This window comes from Sideroxydans sp., assembly GCF_054604835.1.
The window spans coordinates 94,605-113,425 of record NZ_JBTSFG010000005.1; the positions used below are offsets into that span (position 1 = coordinate 94,605).

Below are 18,821 nucleotides of genomic sequence, written 5' to 3' on the forward strand. Positions count from 1 at the left end.
AATCAATCATTTGGTGTTATCCCATGTGTCTCGGTATCCCCATGCAGATCGTCAGCATCGACGGCTTCAATGCCCGTTGCGAAGCCAAGGGCGTGTCACGTGAAGTGAGCCTGTTCTTGTTGCAGGGAGAAGACATCAATATCGGCGACCACGTGATGGTGCACGTGGGCTACGCTATCCAGATGATGACTGAGCAGGAAGCGCGTTCGACCTGGGAGTTGCTGGACGAGATGCTGGCGGCAGAGGCGGATGATGGGCAATCGCTAATATCGAGTTAAGGGTACCCGCGCAATCGTAATTGCGCCGAATGTGAATATCTGATGCAATGCAAATCAATACGGGAGGCGAATATGGGCAAAACAGAGATCATTGATATGGCACTGCAATTGCAAGCGGCAGAGCGCTATGAGGTCGTGGAGAAGCTCATGCAGAGTTTGGATAAGTCCGATCCTGAGATCGACAAGGTCTGGGCGGAGGAAGCGTTGCACAGGGCGCGTGCGTGCGATGCTGGGCGTATGAAAACAGTTCCGTTTGAAGAGGTCTTCGGCGGGAAGTGATGCGGATTCTATTTGCCGAAGCAGCCAAAGACGAATTGAATGACGCCTGCGGTTGGTATGAGCGGCAACAATCCGGGCTGGGTGATCGTTTCAAAAGTGATGTGAGGGATGCCGCGCTCTTTATTGCCAAGTCGCCGTTTTTGTTTCCCGTTGAAGTGGAGGATGTTCGGCGTTTCGTGATGCCTCGATTCCCCTATACCTTGCGATATACGTTGCGGAGTGAGGAAGTCTGGATCCTTGCAGTTTCCCATCAACATCGCCACCCGGACTACTGGGTCGAACGCGTCAAAGACCAATGACCGGCGGGATGCCGCCAAGAAGTCGTTACCTGCTTCAGAACTGGATACTTAGCCCATGCTGACCGCCCAAGACTGGCTTGCCAGAATCCATGCTCTGAACATCGAGCGTCCCCTGCGCATCATGAACGTGTGCGGCGGGCACGAGCGTTCCATCTCCATGGCCGGTTTGCGCACGGCCTTACCCAAGCAAGTCCAACTGATCGCGGGACCCGGTTGTCCGGTGTGTGTGTGTCCGGAAGAGGATGTGTATCAGGCGATCCAGTTGGCGGCGCATGCGGGTGTGATCCTGGTCGCGTTCGGCGACATGCTGCGCGTGCCGGTGAATGTGGCGAAGGGTGAGCTGCGTTCGCTGGAACAGGCGAAAGCGGCGGGGGCGGATGTGCGGCCCATCGCCAGTCCGCGCGAGGCGGTGCAGATCGCGCAGCAGAATCCCGAGCGGCAGGTGGTGTTCTTTGCTGCCGGTTTCGAGACCACCATGGCACCGGTCGCGGCGATGTTGATAGAAGGCGTTCCGGATAATCTTTCTTTACTGCTGTCTGGTCGCCTCACCTGGCCGGCAGTCGCCATGTTGCTCGACTCCGGCGAGGCGGGTTTCCATGCCTTGGTCGCGCCCGGCCATGTGGCGACGGTGATGGGGCCGGAGGAGTGGGGCTTTGTGGTCGAACAGCATCACATGCCTGCCGCCGTGGCGGGCTTCACGCCGGTGTCGCTGCTGGCGGCGATGTATTCCGTGTTGCGCCAACTGATCGAAGACAAGCGCTTCCTCGATAACTGTTATTCCGAACTGGTGAAGCCGGAGGGCAATCCGGTCGCGCGCAGACATCTGGCGCAGGCGTTCGAGGTGACCGATGCCAACTGGCGCGGCATCGGCGTCATCCCCGCATCGGGCTACGCGCTCGCGCCGGCCTATGCCGCGCACGATGCACGTCTGCGTTTTTCAGACTTCAACGATGCCGAACGCAAACGCGCCGGGCAGATGCCGCCGGGTTGCGATTGCGCGCGTGTGGTGCTGGGCCGTATCAATCCTGACCAGTGCAAACTCTATGGCACGGCCTGCACGCCGAAGTATCCGGTGGGGCCGTGCATGGTTTCGGACGAGGGGGCGTGCCGCATCTGGTGGTCGACTGGCATCCGGGCAGCGGCGCATGCCTGAGGCACGGCGCTGGATACTGACCGGCCGTGTGCAAGGCGTCGGTTTCCGGCCTTTCGTGTTTCTGTTGGCGCAGCGATTCGATCTGAAGGGCGTGGTGCAGAATCAGGTCGGGCAGGTGATGGTGGAAGCAGAAGGCGAGGCGTCCGTGCTGGATGATTTCTCTGCGGCGTTGATTGCTGATGCACCACCGCTGTCGCGCCCGCACATCGCCGATGTCGCAACCCTCCCGCTGCATGGCTACACTTCGTTCGAGATACTGGAAAGCGCCAGCGGCAGCGAGACGCACATTCACGTCCCGCCCGATCTTTATCTGTGCGCAGACTGCCAGCGCGAGATGAACACCCCGCAGGACCGGCGCTACCGCTATCCATTCATCAACTGCACGCAATGCGGCCCGCGCTATACGCTGATCGAGCGCATGCCCTACGACCGCGCCAACACGACGATGGCGAAGTTCGAATTGTGTGCGGCGTGTCGTGCCGAATATGAAGATCCTGCGAATCGACGCTTCCACGCCGAGCCGGTCGCCTGTCCGCAGTGCGGGCCTCAGCTCGAATTCGTGTCGGGCGATGTGCGGCTGCAACGCGAGGCCGCACTGGAAGCCTGCATCGCAGCCTTGCGTCGCGGCGACATCGCGGCGGTGAAAGGCATAGGCGGTTATCACCTGATGTGCGATGCGACGAACGCAGCGGCCATCGCGCGACTGCGCGAGCGCAAGCATAGGCCGCACAAAGCGCTGGCGGTGATGTTCGGCGACATGGCGGCGGTGCGTGCAGATCTGGAAGTCGATATGCAGGTGGAGGCGGTGTTAGGCGATGCCTCGCGTCCCATAGTGTTGGTGAGTAGTCGTGCAGATGCCAAATTGCCCGAGAGCATCGCGCCGGGACTGCATGAGGTCGGCGCGATGTTGCCTTACAGTCCCTTGCATTATTTGCTACTCGGGGCGCTGGGTGCACCGCTGGTCGCCACCTCGGCCAATCTCAGCGGCGAACCGGTGCTGACTGAAGCGAGTGAGGTCGAAGCACGTCTGGGTAAGGTCGCGGATGCCTTTCTGCATCACGACCGGCTCATCGCGCGCCCGGCGGACGATGCGGTGTTGCGCATCATCGCAGGACAGCCGAGGCTGATCCGCGCCGGACGCGGCATCGCGCCCATCGAAATTGATCTGCCGTTCGAACTCGCCAGGCCGACGCTGGCCGTCGGTGGGCACATGAAGAACACTATCGCGCTGGGCTGGGGCAGTCGCGCCGTGCTGTCGCCGCACATCGGCAATCTGGATGCGCCGCGCAGTTTGCAAGTGTTCGAGCAGGTCATCGCCGATCTGCAACGGCTGTATGGTGTGAACGCAGAAGCTATCGTGTGCGATGCGCATCCGCATTACGCCAGCAGCCGCTGGGCGGCGAAGCAGGGGCTGCCCGTGCAAACGGTCTGGCATCATCACGCGCATGCTGCCGCGCTGGCGCTGGAACATGGCGCGGACAAGACTTGGCTCACTTTCACCTGGGATGGCGTCGGGCTTGGTGAGGATGGCACGTTGTGGGGCGGCGAGACTTTGCACGGGCGCATCGGCGACTGGCGACGTGTGGCGCACCTGCGACCATTCAGATTACCCGGCGGCGACAAGGCCGCGAGCGAACCATGGCGTTCGGCAGCGGGACTGTGCTGGGAGACGGGCATGGACAGTGCCTTCCCGGTCGATGACATAACCTTGCTGCACACGGCTTGGCAACGCGGCATCAACGCGCCGCAGACCAGCGCGGCGGGTCGTCTGTTCGACGGCGCAGCACATCTGCTCGGGCTGATCAATCGTGCGAGTTACGAAGGGCAGGGCGGCATGTTGCTGGAGCAGGTAGCGAGTGGCGAGGCGGAAGCTATTGTGTTGCCATTGAATGAAGATGCACACGGTGTGCTGGTCGTTGATTGGCAACCGTTGCTCGCCGCGATGCTGCGCAAGGATGTTCCGGTCGCCACGCGCGCGATGACTTTCCATCGCAGTCTGGCACACAGCATCGTGATGCAAGCGCAACGACTGCACGCGCAGCGACCCTTCGATGCGGTGGGACTGAGCGGTGGCGTGTTCCAGAACAAACTGCTGGCGGAGCTGGCGCTAGAAGGATTTCAACAGGCCGGGTTCGATGCCTATCTGCCGCAGCAGATACCGTGCAATGATGGCGGCATCGCCTTGGGACAATTGATGGAAGCAGGATTCAAACATGGATGAGACACATATCAGTCTGGCCCACGGCAACGGCGGGCGCTACATGCGCGAACTGATCGACGAACTGTTCGCGCACCATCTGCACAATCCGCTGCTGAACGTGCAGGTGGATGCCGCATCACTGCCGCACATGGACGGTGTGCTGATGATGACCACCGACGGTTTCACCGTGCAGCCGCTGGAATTCCCCGGCGGCAGCATCGGTTCGCTGGCGGTGCACGGCACGGTGAACGATCTTGCGGTGTCCGGTGCCACGCCGCGCTATCTCACGCTGAATGCATTCATCGAAGAGGGCATGGAGATCGCGCAACTGGAACGCATCGTCGCCGATCTGGCGCGCGCCGCGCGCGAGGCGAACGTGGCGGTGGTTGCGGGTGATACCAAGGTGTTGCGGCGCGGCGAGGGCGGCGGTCTGTATCTCGCCACCACCGGCATCGGTGTGCGACCTGCCGAAGTGAAGCTGGGGCTGGATCGTATCCGCGCTGGCGATGCCATCCTGGTCAGCGGGCCGGTGGGCGACCACGGCATCGCGGTGCTGCTGGCGCGCGAACAGTTTGGCTTGAGCGGTGAACTGCAGTCCGATGCGGCCAGCGTGTTCCCGCTGGCGCAGGCGCTGTTGCCGCTCGATGGTTTGCGTTTCATGCGCGACCCCACGCGCGGCGGACTGGCCACCGTGATGCATGAGATCTGCCGTGCCACGGATATGCAGGTGTTGCTGCAGCAACCCGCTATCCCGGTGCGCGAACAGGTTAACTCGGTGTGCGAGATGCTTGGTTACGACGCGATGTATCTGGCCTGCGAGGGACGCTTGGTGGCGGTGGTGGATGCTGCCCAAGCGGATGCAGCGCTGGTTGCGCTGCAAGCACTGCCGCAAGGGCAGGGCGCTGCCATCATCGGCAAGGTGCAAGCAGGCCGCACGCAGGTGGTGCTGGAGACTGAATTCGGTGGTCAGCGCATCCTGGAAGAACTGGAAGACGACCCGCTGCCGCGCATCTGCTGACTCGCTACATCATGCTGCCGAAGGAGAGGTCCTGAGTATGCGGCGGTAACGGCAGACCGGCGAGTCGGCTGGCTTGACCGACCGGGCCGCGCGGGAACAGTTCATACAGATGGCCGCGCCCGAGTGCTTCACAGAAGCGTTCTTCCAGATCGCGCAAAACATCCCGTGCGCTGTCTTCGTTGCCGCGCTGTCTGTAACGTTCGCGCAGGTAGAAGAGTACTTCCCAGTGTTCCTCGTTCAGATCGATCCCTTCGAGCTCAGCTTCGCGATTGGCGTGTTGCGGTGACCATGGTGCAAGCTCGGTCATGTGGCCTTCCGGGTCGTTTTCGTAACGTAGCGGGTCGCGGATGGATTTGTTGATGTCGAGCATGATGTTTCCTCCTGCTGACGGGGGCGGGCAGGACGCCTGCCGTGGGATCATCTTCAAACTCTTGAGTAGGATTGTCAACTATTTCCCATGCTGGAGAGCGGGGAAAAAAGGCGGTCGGGCCGTGCTTTCGCTCAGGAATTCTCTTCGCGCAACGCGGCGCGAGTGAGCCGGTCGAAGCCGAGAGTGGAACAGGTGTCGATGCTGAGGTATTGGTCGGTGACATCGGTCTGGGTGGAGATGCCGTTGCTGCTGCACCAGGTGTCCCAGGCGGATTTGCCGGCCGGGTAATTGCCGGGCAGGCCGACGAGTTTGTAGAGCCTGCCGCTGCGGGTAAAGACGGTCATGTTGTGCGCATCGAACTCGCCGATGGCGCTGGAGGTGCGGGCGAAATTGTTGGTGACGTCGTGGCCATGCACATGATGGCTACGTGCACCTTGTCGGGTGGTGATCTCCATCACGCTCCAGCGGCGCAAGGTGACTTCTCTCGATCCTTCAGGTGCTTTTCTGACAGCCATCGTGGTTTTCCGTGCTTTTCAACGGGGCTTATCTTAGCCGAGTATCGGCCGGAGGTTTACTTTTTGAGGATGAGTCGATGCCAGCCGCACGACCGTTCAGGATCGCGCGGCTGTTCTTTCTTTGCTGTTTACTTCAGGGATGCTTGGGCGTGGTGTAGGGTACTTCTTTCTGTGCCGGTTCCCATGTAGTTTCGTAGCCGACGAAGAACTGCCCCGGTACGATCTCTTTCTGGCGGGTGGTTACGCGGAATGCATGACCGTCTGGAATCTTGGGACGGCAAAAAGGTTTCTTTACTTCACTCATGATCCTATCTCCTTTGGTTGTAGAAAACGGGTGGTTCAAAAAGGGAGGAATAGATACAAGTTTCTCTGAACCTCCCGGTCTTTCGGTAAAAATCATTGCTTAGCGCGTGTAATGTGCCTTCTTCGGGATCACATGTCGTACGCCCCCCTGGGGGTTCTCAACATCCCCTTTGTAGCGTGGGATGAGGTGAATATGGACATGGAAGATGCTTTGCCCGGCCGCCTGCCCCACATTGACGCCGATGTTGTAACCATCCGGTTTAAATTCGTCGTCGATGAGTTTCTTTTCTTCTTGAATCAGGTGCATGCAGGTAGCGACTTCTTCCGCTGTCAGCTCGAAAAAACTGGCGACATGCCGACGCGGGATGACCAGCGTGTGACCCGGACTCGTGGGGTAAGTGTCGCGCGCACTGAAAGCAAGTTCATGCTGTATCGATACCCCGCGCGGATCGGTACAAAACAGGCACGGATCATTGGGGTCGCGTTTCTTTGCTTGTGTGGCTTCAGTCGACAACAGCGCACCTCATTCTGTAAGTTATACTCGAACGAAGAAAATCATCTACGAGGACATCACCGTGGCATCGAACAAAGGACGGGCTTACTTTGCATTGCTTGGCTACCATTTCAACCCCGACGACATCACGCGCCTGCTTGGGATAGAACCCACCACAGTCAACGCTGCGGGCGCATACAGTGAGCTTGATAAACCCGTGATCAGTTCCTGGGAGTTATCAACGGAGACTGCTGTCGGAGCGGTGGATGTTTTCGCCTTGGCAGACATCATCGTCAAGCAGCTCGATCCCATCAAAGAAAAGATCGTCGGTGTCTGCAAAAGCCACAATCTGTCTCCCCGTCTGGGCGTGGTGCTGACTTTATCCATCGACAAGGATGAATCCAGACCGGAAGTCGGCTTCGGCGCCAGAACAATCCGTTTCCTTGCGGATACCGGTTCATTCATCGACGTGGAATACAAACTTTCCGAACGGGTCTGATTCATTTTTCTCCCGGCTCCTAGCTGTTAAGCACGGTTAGCTGCGTCCGCGCCATTTTCATCTGCTCCTCGCAATGCTTTAAACAGAGCGGCTGCAGCGCGTGGCGGAAACATTCAATGATCACTTCGAACTCATCCGCGATCTCTTCCGCGAGCGCGGCATCGTTGGTCAATTGAGCCAGTACGTTCTGCGCGGTCGCCTTGTTCACGCGGCAGATGACTGACACATGGATGGGTAGTTGCTGTTCCATGCCGACCGTCAACGCTTTTTCATAGGAATTGATCGCTTCTTTCACGCGGTCGGGGTTCGCTTCCGATTCGCCCAGATGATGCAAGGTGATGCCCCGGTTGTTATGGGTGGCTGTCAGTTCCAGGGCATGATCGTCCGCGTTGAGTGCGGCCAGTGCATTCTTCCAGGCGACCACGGACTTTTGCAGTTGACGGTTGCCTTTGAGCTGGATGCCGTGGGTATACAAGGCCGCGCCGAGCTGGTGCATGGTCTGCATCCACGCTTCCGGATGCGCTTCCCGTGTCCAGACCAGCAGGGCGTTGGTGTACGCATCCACCGCGAGCTTCAGCGGGTTGGTGGTCTCAAGCAGGCGGCCCAGCGCCTGATTGGCCGTGCCGAGGTTGTATTGCGTGGATGCCCATTCCTGCGGTGTATCTTCCTGAGTGTAGCCTTCCAGTGCCTGTTCGAAACACTGGACGGCCTGCTCGAACAATGCGGCGTCTCTGCGCTGCTGGCCCAGTGCGGCGAGGATGTTGCCGAGCTTGTTCAGTGTCTCCGCGCACGGAGAGGCAGCCAGCGATGCCTCCAGCGCTTCGCGCAGGCGCTCGAAGATGCGGGTGCTGTAGCGGTGCTGCTCGTAATTGCCGCGCGTGAAACGAAAGTTGTCCGCGACGGCGACTTGCGTATCCGGCATGGCCGCTGCTGCTTCTTGTTCACTCAGCAAACAGAGGGAATCAGCAATGGCACGTTCCAGTGCCTTGTTCGCGGGGTAGAGGAGGTACAGGGTTGAGCGCTTCATTGTGCCCGTTCGAGTATCTCGTTCAATTCCGGATCGGCACCGACCGCGCCGCCAAGATCGATCTCTTCCTCGGTCGCTTCGCGTATCGTCAATACTTCCAGCATGAAAGTGACTTCTCGGCCGCAAAGGGGATTGTTGCCGTCCACGGTCAATGTCTTGTCGTCGAAGCGGGTGACGATGAAGTTCCTCGGCTCACCCTTTTCGTTTTCCATGGTGATGGTCATACCGATCTCGCGGTATTCCTCAGGGACATTCTCTATGCGGTCGGTGAATACCAGTGACTCGTCCCGCTCGCCGTATAGCAGCTTGGTGTCGATCGGCACTTCGATGATGTCGCCGACTTTCTTGCCGTACAGGGCCTTGGTCACGTCCTCGGACATCACGTCATTCACGCCATGCACATAGCCCAGCGGATAGTCCACGGTGACCAGGATGTCACCGGTTTTGTTGTCGATGACCTTGTAATTCAGCTCAACGAATTTTTCGTCTTCAATGGTATCTGACATATCGATTCTTTATGAAAACCCAGTCTTAAAAAATAGTGGCGCCGAAGATCCTTACCTTATCTTTTTCGTAACCCAGCACCAGCCTTCCCAGCCATTCGCCCGGTTTCGTCGTGCTGCGCTGCTTGTATAGCACGGTGACGTATTCACCGCGACGGATGATGCCCAGATACTCATAGTCCGGTGACAGGTTCTTTGCCAGTTCGCTGCGGGCGAACTGCTTTCCCATCTCGACCTCATTCGCACCCGCGATTAGCGTGCTCGAAAATTGACGCGTGAAAGCGCCGTAGTTGCCTTCGTTCGAGTATTTGACCAGATCCGCCCACATCGGGTGTGCGAGCTCCAGTATCTCTTCATCCGACTTATCAATGATATTCATCAACCAAACTCCATTCCTGCGCAAGAGACAAAAAGAGGACCAACATGGATTATGCCGGTCCTCTTTAATGTACTACCAAGTCATCGCAAATATTTTTGCGTAAGCCTGATTTTACAAAACCGGTAAATCAAGCCTGCGTTTGCTTAATGTCCTTCTGGCGGCGCCTTCTCTGCGTCGCCTACCAGGTGGTAGAGCGGTGCTTTTTCCATCGTGTACTCGCCCGTCTTGGGATCGCGGCGGGACACAGTCAGCACGTGCCAGTTCTGGTCATCCAGCTTCATTGCGTCGCCGCGGTAGTAGTATCCCGGCCAACGCGTTTCCTTACGGAACAGCGTGTGATGGAACACACTCTCGGAAGTCAGGAAGCGGTGCTTCAGCTCCCATGCGCGCAGCAGTTCATGGATATCCGACGCGGCGACCTTTTCCAGATCTTCGCCCAAGATGGACATCTTCTTCAGACCGATGTTCAGGAGTTTGTCGTTGGTCATGTAGTTGACACCGAAACCGCCGCAATACTCGTCCATCAGCTTCTGCAAACGATCCAGACCCTGTCTCGGATTGATGAAGTTGGGATTGACGCTACCGGCAACCACTTCGTTGCTGTAGACACGATACGTTTCCAGCGGCTTGTAAATCTGCTCCTTGCGACGATTGATCTGCGCGTCGGAAACACGGATGCCCTCTGCTTTGCCATCGTCGATATATTTACAGGCAGCCTTGGCAGCCAGACGACCTTCGGTGAACGAACCCGAAGAGAAGGCGTGAGGTGTACCGCCCACCGCATCACCGGCACCGAACAGACCTTCGATGGTCGTCATACGGTTGTAGCCCCAGTAGTATTCCGGCGGCGATACGTCCTCCGGACCCGAGCACCATGCACCGCAACCTGTTGCGTGCGAACCCATGACATAAGGCTCAGAGGTTGTCAGCTCAGGGTTCTCGTACTTGGGATCGACGTCTGTGGCTGCCCAAAGTACCGCCTGACCAACGGTCATGCCGAGGAAGTTGTGCCAGCCGATCTCTTCCAGATGCGGATCCTGGAAGGCTTCCATGGTGACCATGTGGATCGGGCCGCGACCGGCATTCACCTCGTTGATGATCGCATGGTTGCGCAGGCAGGTCGGAATAGGGCGGTGCGTACGGTGCGAGACTTCCGGATCCAAGTATTCCTTGCCGACCATCTGCTGCAGTGCGGGGAACCACTTGGACTCGTACTCTTCACCATAGGCGTTCTGGGTATAGGTCTTGAGGTGCAGGAAGTAGGCGCCGACCGGGCCGTAACCATCCTTGAATCGGGCCAGCACGATACGGTTTTCCATTTGCGTCATCTTGGCGCCGGCTTCGATCATCAGACCATAGGCGGAACCTGAAGACCACGGTGCGTACCAGACGCGGCCCGCACCTTCGCCGACGGAGCGCGGCTTGAAGATGTTGGATGCGCCACCGGCACCGCAGACAACGGTCTTGGACTTGAACACGTGGTAGTTACCCGTGCGCACATTGAAGCCCACGGCACCGGCAACACGGTTCTCTTTGGATTCGTCCATCAGCAGGTGGGTCAAACAGACACGGTTGAAAACCTTGTCCGCCGACTTCTTGGCCGCTTCAGCAACGATAGGCTTGTAGGATTCGCCGTGGATCATGATCTGCCAGCGTCCTTCGCGCAGGAAGGAGCCTTTCTTCTCGTCGCGCATGATGGGCAGGCCCCACTCTTCGAAGTTGTGCACGGTGGAGTCGACGTGGCGTGCCATATCGAAAGCCAGATCCTCGCGCACCATGCCCATCAGGTCGATACGTGCATAGCGCACATGGTCTTCCGGATTGTTCTCGCCGAAACGCGTGCCCATGTAGCAGTTGATCGCATACAGGCCCTGTGCGACTGCACCGGAACGCATTATGTTCGCCTTTTCGGCGATGACGATCTTCTTGTTTTGTCCCCAATATCTGGCTTCGAATGCCGCACCCGTACCGCCCAGGCCCGCGCCTGCAACCAGGATGTCGATATTGTCTTCGATGATTGTCTGGTAGCTCATTAGTATTGCACTCCCTCTTTGATTTCCAGACCATTGGATTCCAGTGTATGCAGGCCACCTTGATCCATGCGGATATATTTCGGCTCGTTGAACAACAGTTGGCTGTCGCGCATCTCCTTGCTCGGAGCAGGCACGTCTGCGAGTTTGGGTGTGGCCGAGCCCCACGGCTTGGTCGTGATCGGCGCCAGCAGTTCCATGTCTTTTTTGCCGTTGCGGAACTTGATGCGCCATGCGATGGTGCCTTTCTCCTCGTCGCGGATCACTCGTACCGAGTGACCGAGCGGGGCAAAGTCCGCGTAACCGCGCACATCGATCGCCTGATGCGGACATGCTTTCACGCAGGAATAGCATTCCCAGCACATGTTGGGTTCGATGTTGTATGCACGTCGCAATTTCTTGTCGATGTGCATGATGTCGGATGGGCAGATGTCGACGCATTCACCACAGCCGTCGCAACGCGTCATATATACAAAGGTTGGCATGATCTATTCCTTATGGATGATGTTGGGTCGGTATCAGTAGTGCTTTGCGCGTTCGGCCTTGATGCACAGTCCCATGTTGGGCGGGTTCTTGCCCATGTACATCGGTACATCCGGGAACTTGGCATGCACTGCGGGATCAGTCAGATCATAGTCGGGCGGCAGGTTCTCGCGTCCGCCGTCAGCCATGATGACGCGCTTCTGGAAAGCTGCCGCCGGCTTGAAGAACATGTGTGCGAACTTGGACCAGTACACACCGCCAAATAGCGCGGTGCTGGACAGGATGAACAGCGCGAACAGCAGGTTCAGGCCGCCGCCGCTGTACGACCAGAGCAGAGCGAAGGTCGAGGTGGCCAGCAGCGAGACGATGAACAGGTCGGAACGCTCGAAGCGGAAGCGGGACAGGCCTTCCGCGGCCACGTCGACGCGGATCGCGAACCAGAACCAGTAGCCGCCGACGGCCAGCATCAGCGCGCCGATATGCCACAGCTGAGGCACCAGGGTGGAGGTGGTGTCCGGTGAGAAGATCATGATCGCGGTGGTCACCGCGAACATCATGAAGCCGTACATCATCAGCAGGTGGGAGATCCGGCGTTGCGGGTTGCTGAATTCGCCGGCGGTCATCACTTCGTTGGTCAGCACGCCTACGGCCATAGCGACCTTCTCGCCGCCGCCCACTTCGCGTTTCGCGCTCTTCTGTGCCTTCTTCGCGTTCTCGAAGAAGTACTTCGCACTCTTCTTGTGCAGCATGTCTAGTATCGTGCCGCCCATGACCAGCAGCACCATGAGCACGATGTAGCCTTGCATCATGGCGGGGGTGATGAGGTCTGGCAGTGTGGCAAAGGGGTTGCTCGTGAACATCAGGTTCTCCTCATTAATATAACAGTCTCTGGAAATCGGTCGATCATCAGCCATTCAATCCTGCATAGTACTTGCGCAATATCTCCAGCACTTCCGGGCGACTGAACTCGGCGGGAACTTCCTCTCCGTCGGAAAGCATCTTGCGCAACTGGGTGCCGGACACTTGCAGTCGGTCGGCATCGGAATGCGGGCAGGTGCGGGCCGAGGCCATGCCGCCGCACTTGTAGCACCAGAACGAGACGTCGATCTTGAGTGCTTGGGTCTCCAGTGCGTTCTTGGGGATCTTGTCGAAGATGTGGTGCGCATCGAAGGGGCCGTAGTACTTACCCACGCCGGCATGGTCGCGGCCGACGATCAGGTGCGAGCAACCATAGTTTTGGCGGAACAGCGCATGCAGCAGTGCTTCGCGCGGGCCGGCATAGCGCATGTCCAGCGGATAGCCAGACTGCACGACGGTCTTGCCGACGAAGTAGTTCTTGGTCAGCGCGATGATGGCATGGGTGCGCACTTCGGCCGGGATGTCGCCCGGTTTGAGATTGCCGAGCAGGGAATGGATCATCACGCCGTCGCATACTTCGATGGCGATCTTGGCCAGATACTCGTGCGAGCGGTGCATGGGGTTGCGCGTCTGGAATGCGGCGACCTTGCTCCAGCCCATCTCGGTGAACAGCGCGCGCGTCTCTTTCGGCGTCATGTACATCGCGCCGTATTTCTGCGGGAAACCGCCTTGCGACAACACCTTTACCGGACCGGCCAGGTTCACCTCGCCTTGTTCCATCACCATCTTCACGCCGGGGTGTTCGAGGTCGGTGGTGCCGAACACGGTGGCGCATTCGTGTGCCTTGTCGATGGTGTATTTCTCGGTCACCTGCATGGTGGCGAGGATACTGTCGTCGTCGGGGTCGACCAGTGCGATGGTGCTGCCGGTGGGGATGGCGTCCGCTGCGGACTTGTCGGTGGAGAGGGTGATGGGGATGGGCCAGAACAGACCGTTGGTGAGCGTCATGCCGTCGCATACGCCTTGCCAGTCGGCATGGCTCATGAAACCGTCCAGCGGTGTGAAGCCGCCGATGCCGAGCATGATGAGGTCGCCTTTTTCGCGAGAGCTCACTGTTACTTTGGGGTAACTGCGTGCCTGATTCAACTCTGCGATCAGATCTTCGCCCACTAACAACAGTGGTTTCAGATCGCTCCCGCCATGCGGGTTTACCAATGCCATAAAGCCTCCCTGTTGGGTCCAGCTACGGATGGAGAATCATCGAAATTTCAGGTGCGCACAGTAGAGGAACATCACGTGTGTAGCGATACCCCTCATGGGTTGAGGGGCACACCCCCCATAGGGGTTATGTCTTTCCCCCTCATCACGGCTATGGCAGCAGTGGCGCGGGATACGCATACTGGCGAACCTGAAAGATTGAGTAATTTCGTAGGGCAGCGGCACACGAAAAACAAAGTGTTGCGCCCCGATAACGATCAACCCACACAAGATTTTGCCCATGTCATCGACACCATTGCACGACCCCTTGGCGCCGCCGGTCGCTGGCGCCACCACCGAGATCAAGAAGACTACCTGTTATATGTGCGCTTGCCGATGCGGCATCCGCGTGCATATCCGCAACGGCGAGGTGCGCTACATCGACGGTAATCCCGATCACCCGCTGAACGCGGGCGTGATCTGTGCCAAGGGATCTTCCGGCATCATGAAGCAGTATTCGCCGGCACGTCTGACCAAGCCGCTGCGCCGCAAACCGGGCACCGAGCGTGGCGCGGGCGAGTTCGAGGAGATCAGCTGGGAAGAGACATTCACATTGCTCGCCGATCGTCTCGGCGAACTGCGTGCGACCGATCCGAAGAAGTTCGCCTTGTTCACCGGGCGCGACCAGATGCAGGCGCTGACCGGCATGTTCGCGCGCCAGTTCGGCACGCCCAACTATGCGGCGCACGGCGGCTTCTGCTCGGTCAACATGGCGGCCGGCATGATCTACACCATCGGCGGTTCGTTCTGGGAGTTCGGCGGTCCGGACCTGGAGCGTTCCAAGCTGTTCATCATGATCGGCACAGCCGAGGACCATCACTCCAACCCGCTCAAGGTCGCGCTGTCCAAGTTCAAGCGCGAGGGCGGTCGCTTCATCTCCATCAATCCTGTGCGCACCGGCTATTCCGCCATCGCCGACGAGTGGGTGCCCATCCGTCCCGGTACTGACGGTGCGCTGTTCCTCGCCATCATCCATGTGCTGATCGAGCTAGGTCTATACGACCGCGAGTTCCTGGTGCGTTACACCAACTCTGGCCAACTGGTGAACCTGGATGCGGCGCATGACGAGTTCGGCATGTTCGTGCGCACCGAGGTGCCGGAAGAAGAGGGCTGCTACGACCCGCAGAACAAACTGTGGTGGGATCGCAATACCAACAAACCGGTGGTGACACATACCGAGGGGGCCGACCCATTCCTGCGCGGCGAGTTCAAGCTAGCTGATGGCACGCCGGTCAAGCCCGCGTTCCAGTTGCTCAAAGAGCGCGTCGCCGAATACACACCGGAGTGGGCAGAGGGCGTGACTGGCATTTCCGCCGAAACCATCCGTCGTCTCGCGCATGAGATGGGCATCACCGCACGCGACCAGAAGATCGAACTGCCGATCGCATGGACCGATTCCTGGGGCAAGGAGCACGACACCGTCACCGGCAATCCGGTGGCCTTCCACGCCATGCGCGGATTGGCTGCGCACTCCAACGGTTTCCATACCATCCGTGCGTTGTCCATCCTGATGACGCTGCTGGGTACCATCGACCGTCCGGGCGGCTTCCGTCACAAGACACCGTTCCCGCGTCCGATCCCGCCCTGCGCGCGTCCGCCCAACGATCCGCGCGCGGTGCAGCCGAACACGCCGCTGGACGGGATGCCGCTGGGCTGGCCGGCCGACCCGGACGATCTCTTCGTGGACAAGGAAGGCGAAGCGGTGCGTATCGACAAGGGTTTCTCCTGGGAGTATCCGTTGTCCGCGCACGGCCTGATGCACAACGTGATCACCAACGCCTGGCGCGGTGATCCGTACAAGATCGACACGCTGCTGCTGTTCATGGCCAACATGGCGTGGAACTCCAGCATGAACACCAGCGAAGTGCGTAAGATGCTCACCGACAAGGACGAGAACGGCGAGTACAAGATCCCGAACATCGTGGTGTGCGACGCGTTCCATTCCGAGACCACCGCATTCGCCGACTTGATCCTGCCGGATACGACTTATCTGGAACGACACGACGTGATGTCCATGCTGGACCGTCCGATCTCCGAGTTCGACGGCCCGGTGGATTCGGTGCGCATCCCGGTGATGCCGCGTACCGGCGAGTGCTTGCCGTTCCAGGAAGTGTTGATCGAACTCGGCACGCGCCTGAAGCTGCCGGCGTTCGTCACCGCTGACGGCGCGCGCAAGTATCGCGACTATCCTGACTTCATCGTCAACTGGGAGACCGCGCCGGGTTCCGGCATCGGCTTCCTGTCCGGCTGGCGCGGCAAGGGCGGCGAGAAGAGCATGAAGGGCGAGCCGAACCCGAACCAGTGGGAGATGTATGCCAAGAACGACTGCATGCACCATGAGGTGTTGCCGCGTTCCTACCAGTTCATGCGCAACTGGAACAAGGGATATCTGGAATGGTCGCAGCGCAACGGCATCACGCGCTATTCCGAGCCTATCCTGATCCACTTGTATTCCGAGGTGATGCAGAAGTTCCGCCTGGCCGCGCAGGGCAAGAGCATCACACGCCAGCCGCCCAAGCATCTGGCCAAGCGTGTCGAGACCTATTTCGATCCGCTGCCGTTTTACTACGAGCCGCTGGAGACTCAGGCCAGCGACAAGCAGAAGTATCCGCTGTCTGCTGTGACGCAACGCCCGATGGCGATGTACCACTCGTGGGATTCGCAGAATGCCTGGTTGCGCCAGATCCATGCGCACAACTATCTGTATGTGAATGCGCTGACCGCGAAGAACGCGGGCATCTCTGACGGCGACTGGATCTGGTGCGAATCGCAATGGGGCAAGGTGCGCTGCATGGCGCGCTACAGCGAGTCGGTCGAGCCGGGCACGGTGTGGACCTGGAACGCCATCGGCAAGGCCGCCGGTGCGTGGAACCTGACACCGGACGCGAACGAGTCGCAGCAGGGCTTCTTGCTCAATCACCTGATCTCGGAAGAATTGCCGAAGCAGGCGGACGGTTCGCGCTTCTCCAACTCCGACCCGATCACCGGACAGGCTGCGTGGTATGACGTGCGCGTGCGTATCTACAAGGCGGAAGAGGGCGAGCCGAAACAGACCTCGCCGCAGTTCCCGCCCATGAAGAGGTATCCCGGTATGAAACAAGCGCCGAACTGGCTGGCTTATTTCGCTGGCAGCAAGAAGAAAGGCGGTGCGAAATGACACAACTCGCATTGGTGATCGACCTGAACGTGTGCGTGGGATGCAGCGCCTGCGTGACCAGCTGCAAGGAATGGAACACTTCCGGCTCGGCCGGCCCGCTGGTGGATGAGCGTCCCTACGGCGAGAACCCGACCGGTACGTTCTTCAATCGTGTGCAGACCTACGAGATGGGCACGTTCCCGAACAGCGAGACGATGCACTTCCCGAAATCCTGCCTGCATTGCGAAGATCCCCCGTGCGTGCCGGTGTGCCCGACCGGCGCTTCCTACAAGCGCAAGGAAGACGGCATCGTGCTGGTGGACTACGACAAGTGCATCGGCTGCAAATACTGCTCTTGGGCGTGCCCGTACGGCGCGCGTGAGATCGACGAGAAGCAGAAGGTGATGAAGAAGTGCACCCTGTGCGTGGACCGCATCTACGACATGACCATGCCGGAAGAGGACCGCAAGCCGTCCTGCGTGAAGGCTTGCCCGACCAGTGCACGCCTGTTCGGCGACATCCATGATCCGGAATCGGCAGTGTCGGTGGCGATTCGCGAGGATGGCGGCTATGCGCTGATGCCGGAATGGGGTACGCATCCTTCCAACCACTATCTGCCGCGTCGCAAGACCAAGATGAAGATCCATGCCGACGAGCTGGAGCGCGCCGACAATCCGCTCAAACTCGACCAGCAATTGCCCAAGCCGGACAAGGATCAGTCGACGATGGACGACGTGTCGGCCTGGTAAACAGAACTTAGCGAGACATTATGAAACCAGCATTCTCAGTGATCTTTTTGACGACCTTGATCGGCGCGGCACAGGGCCTGTTCCTCGCCCTGTTCACCCATCAGTCGTACGCGCTGTTCGGCCTGTTGCCGATGCAGTCCGATGACTTCTACGGCTACGGCACGCTCATCGTGATGGTGTTGCTGGCTGCAGGGCTGGTCGCATCGTTCTTCCACCTTGGCCGTCCCGAACGCGCTTGGCGTGCTGCCACACAATGGCGTACTTCCTGGTTGTCGCGCGAAGTGATCGTGCTGCCCGCGTTCATGGGCGTGGCCTTCCTGTTCGGCGTGTCGCATCTGTTCGGCATCCGCCCCGAGATCGTGACCTTGCCGGGCGGTTATGTGGTCGATCTGTCGCTGTTGTTGGGTGTGGTGGGGACATTGCTGGCGTTCGCGCTGTTCGTGTGTACAGCGATGATCTACGCCTGCCTGCGTTTCCTCAAGGAATGGAACTCGCCGCTGACAGTCATCAATTACATCCTGATGGGCGGTTCTTCCGGCTTCATCCTGGCTGCTTTCTATGCGGTTTCTGCCGCGCCGGATCAGGCTGATTTCTTCGCCGGTTGGGCCATCATCATCACCGTGCTGGCACTGATCGGACGTGTGGCATCCTTGATACGCAACGCGCGCCTGAAGCCGACCTCGACCATGCAGACCGCCATCGGTGTTAAGCACCCGAAGATCACCCAGCGTTCCATGGGCGCGATGGGCGGTTCGTTCAACACACGCGAGTTCTTCCACGGCAAGAGCGATAGTTTCCTGCGCACGATCAAGCCGACGTTCCTGTTGCTGGCCTTTGTGCTGCCCTTGCTGCTTCTGGCGCTCAGCATGTCCACACCCGCTTTGCTGGGTTTGGCGTTTATACTGCAATACATCGGTTTGCTGGCAGAGCGCTGGTTCTTCTTCGCACAGGCCAACCATCCGCAAAACCTCTATTACCAGACAGTAGGCTGA

Annotated in this window: 21 protein-coding genes; 10 read left to right on the plus strand and 11 right to left on the minus strand. The window is 59.1% G+C overall.

Annotated features, from left to right (window positions below):
• Positions 1 to 23: 23 nt before the first annotated feature.
• The 6 genes from ACYCZ5_RS09470 (at position 24) to hypE (ending at position 5,227) form a co-directional block, all read left to right on the plus strand.
• Positions 24 to 278, plus strand: a complete 255-nt coding sequence (locus ACYCZ5_RS09470; protein ID WP_461544559.1) for a HypC/HybG/HupF family hydrogenase formation chaperone — start codon at positions 24 to 26, stop codon at positions 276 to 278.
• A 72-nt stretch (positions 279 to 350) separates the two neighbouring features.
• The gene (locus tag ACYCZ5_RS09475; RefSeq protein WP_461544560.1) at positions 351 to 557 is read left to right on the plus strand and encodes an addiction module protein; all 207 of its coding nucleotides are present in this window, start codon (positions 351 to 353) and stop codon (positions 555 to 557) included.
• Positions 557 to 856: a type II toxin-antitoxin system RelE/ParE family toxin gene (locus ACYCZ5_RS09480; RefSeq protein WP_461544561.1), complete on the plus strand. Its 300-nt coding sequence runs from the start codon at positions 557 to 559 to the stop codon at positions 854 to 856. Before ACYCZ5_RS09475 ends, ACYCZ5_RS09480 begins: the two co-directional genes overlap by 1 nt.
• A 55-nt stretch (positions 857 to 911) precedes the next feature.
• The gene (gene hypD / locus ACYCZ5_RS09485) at positions 912 to 2,009 is read left to right on the plus strand and encodes a hydrogenase formation protein HypD (protein WP_461544562.1); all 1,098 of its coding nucleotides are present in this window, start codon (positions 912 to 914) and stop codon (positions 2,007 to 2,009) included.
• Positions 2,002 to 4,230 (plus strand): carbamoyltransferase HypF, encoded by a 2,229-nt coding sequence (hypF, locus tag ACYCZ5_RS09490; RefSeq protein ID WP_461544563.1) that lies wholly within the window; start codon positions 2,002 to 2,004, stop codon positions 4,228 to 4,230. Before hypD ends, hypF begins: the two co-directional genes overlap by 8 nt.
• The gene (gene hypE / locus ACYCZ5_RS09495) at positions 4,223 to 5,227 is read left to right on the plus strand and encodes a hydrogenase expression/formation protein HypE (protein ID WP_461544564.1); all 1,005 of its coding nucleotides are present in this window, start codon (positions 4,223 to 4,225) and stop codon (positions 5,225 to 5,227) included. Before hypF ends, hypE begins: the two co-directional genes overlap by 8 nt.
• 4 nt (positions 5,228 to 5,231) lie before the next feature.
• On the opposite strand, the gene ACYCZ5_RS09500 is transcribed toward hypE, so the two are convergent.
• The 4 genes from ACYCZ5_RS09500 to ACYCZ5_RS09515 form a co-directional block, all read right to left on the minus strand.
• A complete protein-coding gene (locus tag ACYCZ5_RS09500) occupies positions 5,232 to 5,597 on the minus strand; it encodes a TusE/DsrC/DsvC family sulfur relay protein (protein ID WP_461544565.1) in 366 nt (121 codons plus the stop codon).
• Positions 5,598 to 5,728: 131 nt separating this feature from the next.
• Positions 5,729 to 6,112 (minus strand): hypothetical protein, encoded by a 384-nt coding sequence (locus ACYCZ5_RS09505; RefSeq protein ID WP_461544566.1) that lies wholly within the window; start codon positions 6,110 to 6,112, stop codon positions 5,729 to 5,731.
• Positions 6,113 to 6,245: 133 nt separating this feature from the next.
• Entirely contained in the window at positions 6,246 to 6,416 is a 171-nt protein-coding gene (locus ACYCZ5_RS09510) for a hypothetical protein (protein ID WP_461544567.1), read from the minus strand.
• Between the two features lie 99 nt (positions 6,417 to 6,515).
• Positions 6,516 to 6,929, minus strand: coding sequence for an HIT family protein (locus ACYCZ5_RS09515; protein WP_461544568.1), 414 nt, complete (start codon positions 6,927 to 6,929; stop codon positions 6,516 to 6,518).
• Positions 6,930 to 6,990: 61 nt separating this feature from the next.
• On the opposite strand from ACYCZ5_RS09515, the gene ACYCZ5_RS09520 reads away from it, so the two are divergent.
• On the plus strand, positions 6,991 to 7,407 hold the full coding sequence (locus tag ACYCZ5_RS09520; protein WP_461544569.1) for a DUF4279 domain-containing protein: 417 nt from the start codon (positions 6,991 to 6,993) through the stop codon (positions 7,405 to 7,407).
• 19 nt (positions 7,408 to 7,426) lie between these two features.
• On the opposite strand, the gene ACYCZ5_RS09525 is transcribed toward ACYCZ5_RS09520, so the two are convergent.
• The 7 genes from ACYCZ5_RS09525 to sat form a co-directional block, all read right to left on the minus strand.
• Positions 7,427 to 8,434 (minus strand): tetratricopeptide repeat protein, encoded by a 1,008-nt coding sequence (locus ACYCZ5_RS09525; protein WP_461544570.1) that lies wholly within the window; start codon positions 8,432 to 8,434, stop codon positions 7,427 to 7,429.
• Positions 8,431 to 8,940 carry an FKBP-type peptidyl-prolyl cis-trans isomerase gene (locus ACYCZ5_RS09530; protein WP_461544571.1) on the minus strand — a complete coding sequence of 170 codons (510 nt, stop codon included), beginning with the start codon at positions 8,938 to 8,940 and terminating at the stop codon, positions 8,431 to 8,433. Before ACYCZ5_RS09530 ends, ACYCZ5_RS09525 begins: the two co-directional genes overlap by 4 nt.
• A 25-nt stretch (positions 8,941 to 8,965) precedes the next feature.
• Positions 8,966 to 9,316 carry a hypothetical protein gene (locus ACYCZ5_RS09535; protein WP_461544572.1) on the minus strand — a complete coding sequence of 117 codons (351 nt, stop codon included), beginning with the start codon at positions 9,314 to 9,316 and terminating at the stop codon, positions 8,966 to 8,968.
• Positions 9,317 to 9,459: 143 nt separating this feature from the next.
• Entirely contained in the window at positions 9,460 to 11,349 is a 1,890-nt protein-coding gene (gene aprA / locus ACYCZ5_RS09540; protein WP_461544573.1) for an adenylyl-sulfate reductase subunit alpha, read from the minus strand.
• Positions 11,349 to 11,831, minus strand: a complete 483-nt coding sequence (gene aprB, locus ACYCZ5_RS09545) for an adenylyl-sulfate reductase subunit beta (protein ID WP_461544574.1) — start codon at positions 11,829 to 11,831, stop codon at positions 11,349 to 11,351. Before aprB ends, aprA begins: the two co-directional genes overlap by 1 nt.
• Positions 11,832 to 11,864: 33 nt before the next feature.
• Positions 11,865 to 12,689, minus strand: a complete 825-nt coding sequence (locus ACYCZ5_RS09550) for an adenylyl-sulfate reductase (protein WP_461544575.1) — start codon at positions 12,687 to 12,689, stop codon at positions 11,865 to 11,867.
• A 46-nt stretch (positions 12,690 to 12,735) separates the two neighbouring features.
• On the minus strand, positions 12,736 to 13,908 hold the full coding sequence (sat, locus tag ACYCZ5_RS09555) for a sulfate adenylyltransferase (RefSeq protein ID WP_461544576.1): 1,173 nt from the start codon (positions 13,906 to 13,908) through the stop codon (positions 12,736 to 12,738).
• A 277-nt stretch (positions 13,909 to 14,185) separates the two neighbouring features.
• Between sat and ACYCZ5_RS09560 the strand changes: the two genes are divergently transcribed.
• The 3 genes from ACYCZ5_RS09560 to ACYCZ5_RS09570 are packed head-to-tail and all read left to right on the plus strand — an operon-like array spanning position 14,186 to position 18,821.
• Positions 14,186 to 17,101: a molybdopterin oxidoreductase family protein gene (locus ACYCZ5_RS09560; protein WP_461544577.1), complete on the plus strand. Its 2,916-nt coding sequence runs from the start codon at positions 14,186 to 14,188 to the stop codon at positions 17,099 to 17,101.
• Entirely contained in the window at positions 17,098 to 17,829 is a 732-nt protein-coding gene (locus ACYCZ5_RS09565; protein WP_461544578.1) for a 4Fe-4S dicluster domain-containing protein, read from the plus strand. The genes ACYCZ5_RS09560 and ACYCZ5_RS09565 overlap by 4 nt, the downstream gene beginning before the upstream one ends.
• 20 nt (positions 17,830 to 17,849) lie before the next feature.
• On the plus strand, positions 17,850 to 18,821 hold the full coding sequence (locus ACYCZ5_RS09570) for a dimethyl sulfoxide reductase anchor subunit family protein (protein ID WP_461544579.1): 972 nt from the start codon (positions 17,850 to 17,852) through the stop codon (positions 18,819 to 18,821).

What these genes read in the sequence shown, in the direction of transcription:
- hypE (WP_461544564.1), top strand. Translation starts at nt 4,223, where the DNA reads ATGGATGAGACACATATCAGTCTGGCCCACGGCAACGGCGGGCGCTAC.
- ACYCZ5_RS09550 (WP_461544575.1), bottom strand. Translation starts at nt 12,689, where the DNA reads ATGTTCACGAGCAACCCCTTTGCCACACTGCCAGACCTCATCACCCCC.
- aprB (WP_461544574.1), bottom strand. Translation starts at nt 11,831, where the DNA reads ATGCCAACCTTTGTATATATGACGCGTTGCGACGGCTGTGGTGAATGC.
- ACYCZ5_RS09530 (WP_461544571.1), bottom strand. Translation starts at nt 8,940, where the DNA reads ATGTCAGATACCATTGAAGACGAAAAATTCGTTGAGCTGAATTACAAG.
- ACYCZ5_RS09475 (WP_461544560.1), top strand. Translation starts at nt 351, where the DNA reads ATGGGCAAAACAGAGATCATTGATATGGCACTGCAATTGCAAGCGGCA.
- sat (WP_461544576.1), bottom strand. Translation starts at nt 13,908, where the DNA reads ATGGCATTGGTAAACCCGCATGGCGGGAGCGATCTGAAACCACTGTTG.
- ACYCZ5_RS09510 (WP_461544567.1), bottom strand. Translation starts at nt 6,416, where the DNA reads ATGAGTGAAGTAAAGAAACCTTTTTGCCGTCCCAAGATTCCAGACGGT.
- aprA (WP_461544573.1), bottom strand. Translation starts at nt 11,349, where the DNA reads ATGAGCTACCAGACAATCATCGAAGACAATATCGACATCCTGGTTGCA.
- ACYCZ5_RS09470 (WP_461544559.1), top strand. Translation starts at nt 24, where the DNA reads ATGTGTCTCGGTATCCCCATGCAGATCGTCAGCATCGACGGCTTCAAT.
- ACYCZ5_RS09560 (WP_461544577.1), top strand. Translation starts at nt 14,186, where the DNA reads ATGTCATCGACACCATTGCACGACCCCTTGGCGCCGCCGGTCGCTGGC.
- ACYCZ5_RS09525 (WP_461544570.1), bottom strand. Translation starts at nt 8,434, where the DNA reads ATGAAGCGCTCAACCCTGTACCTCCTCTACCCCGCGAACAAGGCACTG.
- ACYCZ5_RS09500 (WP_461544565.1), bottom strand. Translation starts at nt 5,597, where the DNA reads ATGCTCGACATCAACAAATCCATCCGCGACCCGCTACGTTACGAAAAC.
- ACYCZ5_RS09480 (WP_461544561.1), top strand. Translation starts at nt 557, where the DNA reads ATGCGGATTCTATTTGCCGAAGCAGCCAAAGACGAATTGAATGACGCC.
- ACYCZ5_RS09565 (WP_461544578.1), top strand. Translation starts at nt 17,098, where the DNA reads ATGACACAACTCGCATTGGTGATCGACCTGAACGTGTGCGTGGGATGC.
- ACYCZ5_RS09505 (WP_461544566.1), bottom strand. Translation starts at nt 6,112, where the DNA reads ATGGCTGTCAGAAAAGCACCTGAAGGATCGAGAGAAGTCACCTTGCGC.
- ACYCZ5_RS09570 (WP_461544579.1), top strand. Translation starts at nt 17,850, where the DNA reads ATGAAACCAGCATTCTCAGTGATCTTTTTGACGACCTTGATCGGCGCG.
- ACYCZ5_RS09535 (WP_461544572.1), bottom strand. Translation starts at nt 9,316, where the DNA reads ATGAATATCATTGATAAGTCGGATGAAGAGATACTGGAGCTCGCACAC.
- hypF (WP_461544563.1), top strand. Translation starts at nt 2,002, where the DNA reads ATGCCTGAGGCACGGCGCTGGATACTGACCGGCCGTGTGCAAGGCGTC.
- hypD (WP_461544562.1), top strand. Translation starts at nt 912, where the DNA reads ATGCTGACCGCCCAAGACTGGCTTGCCAGAATCCATGCTCTGAACATC.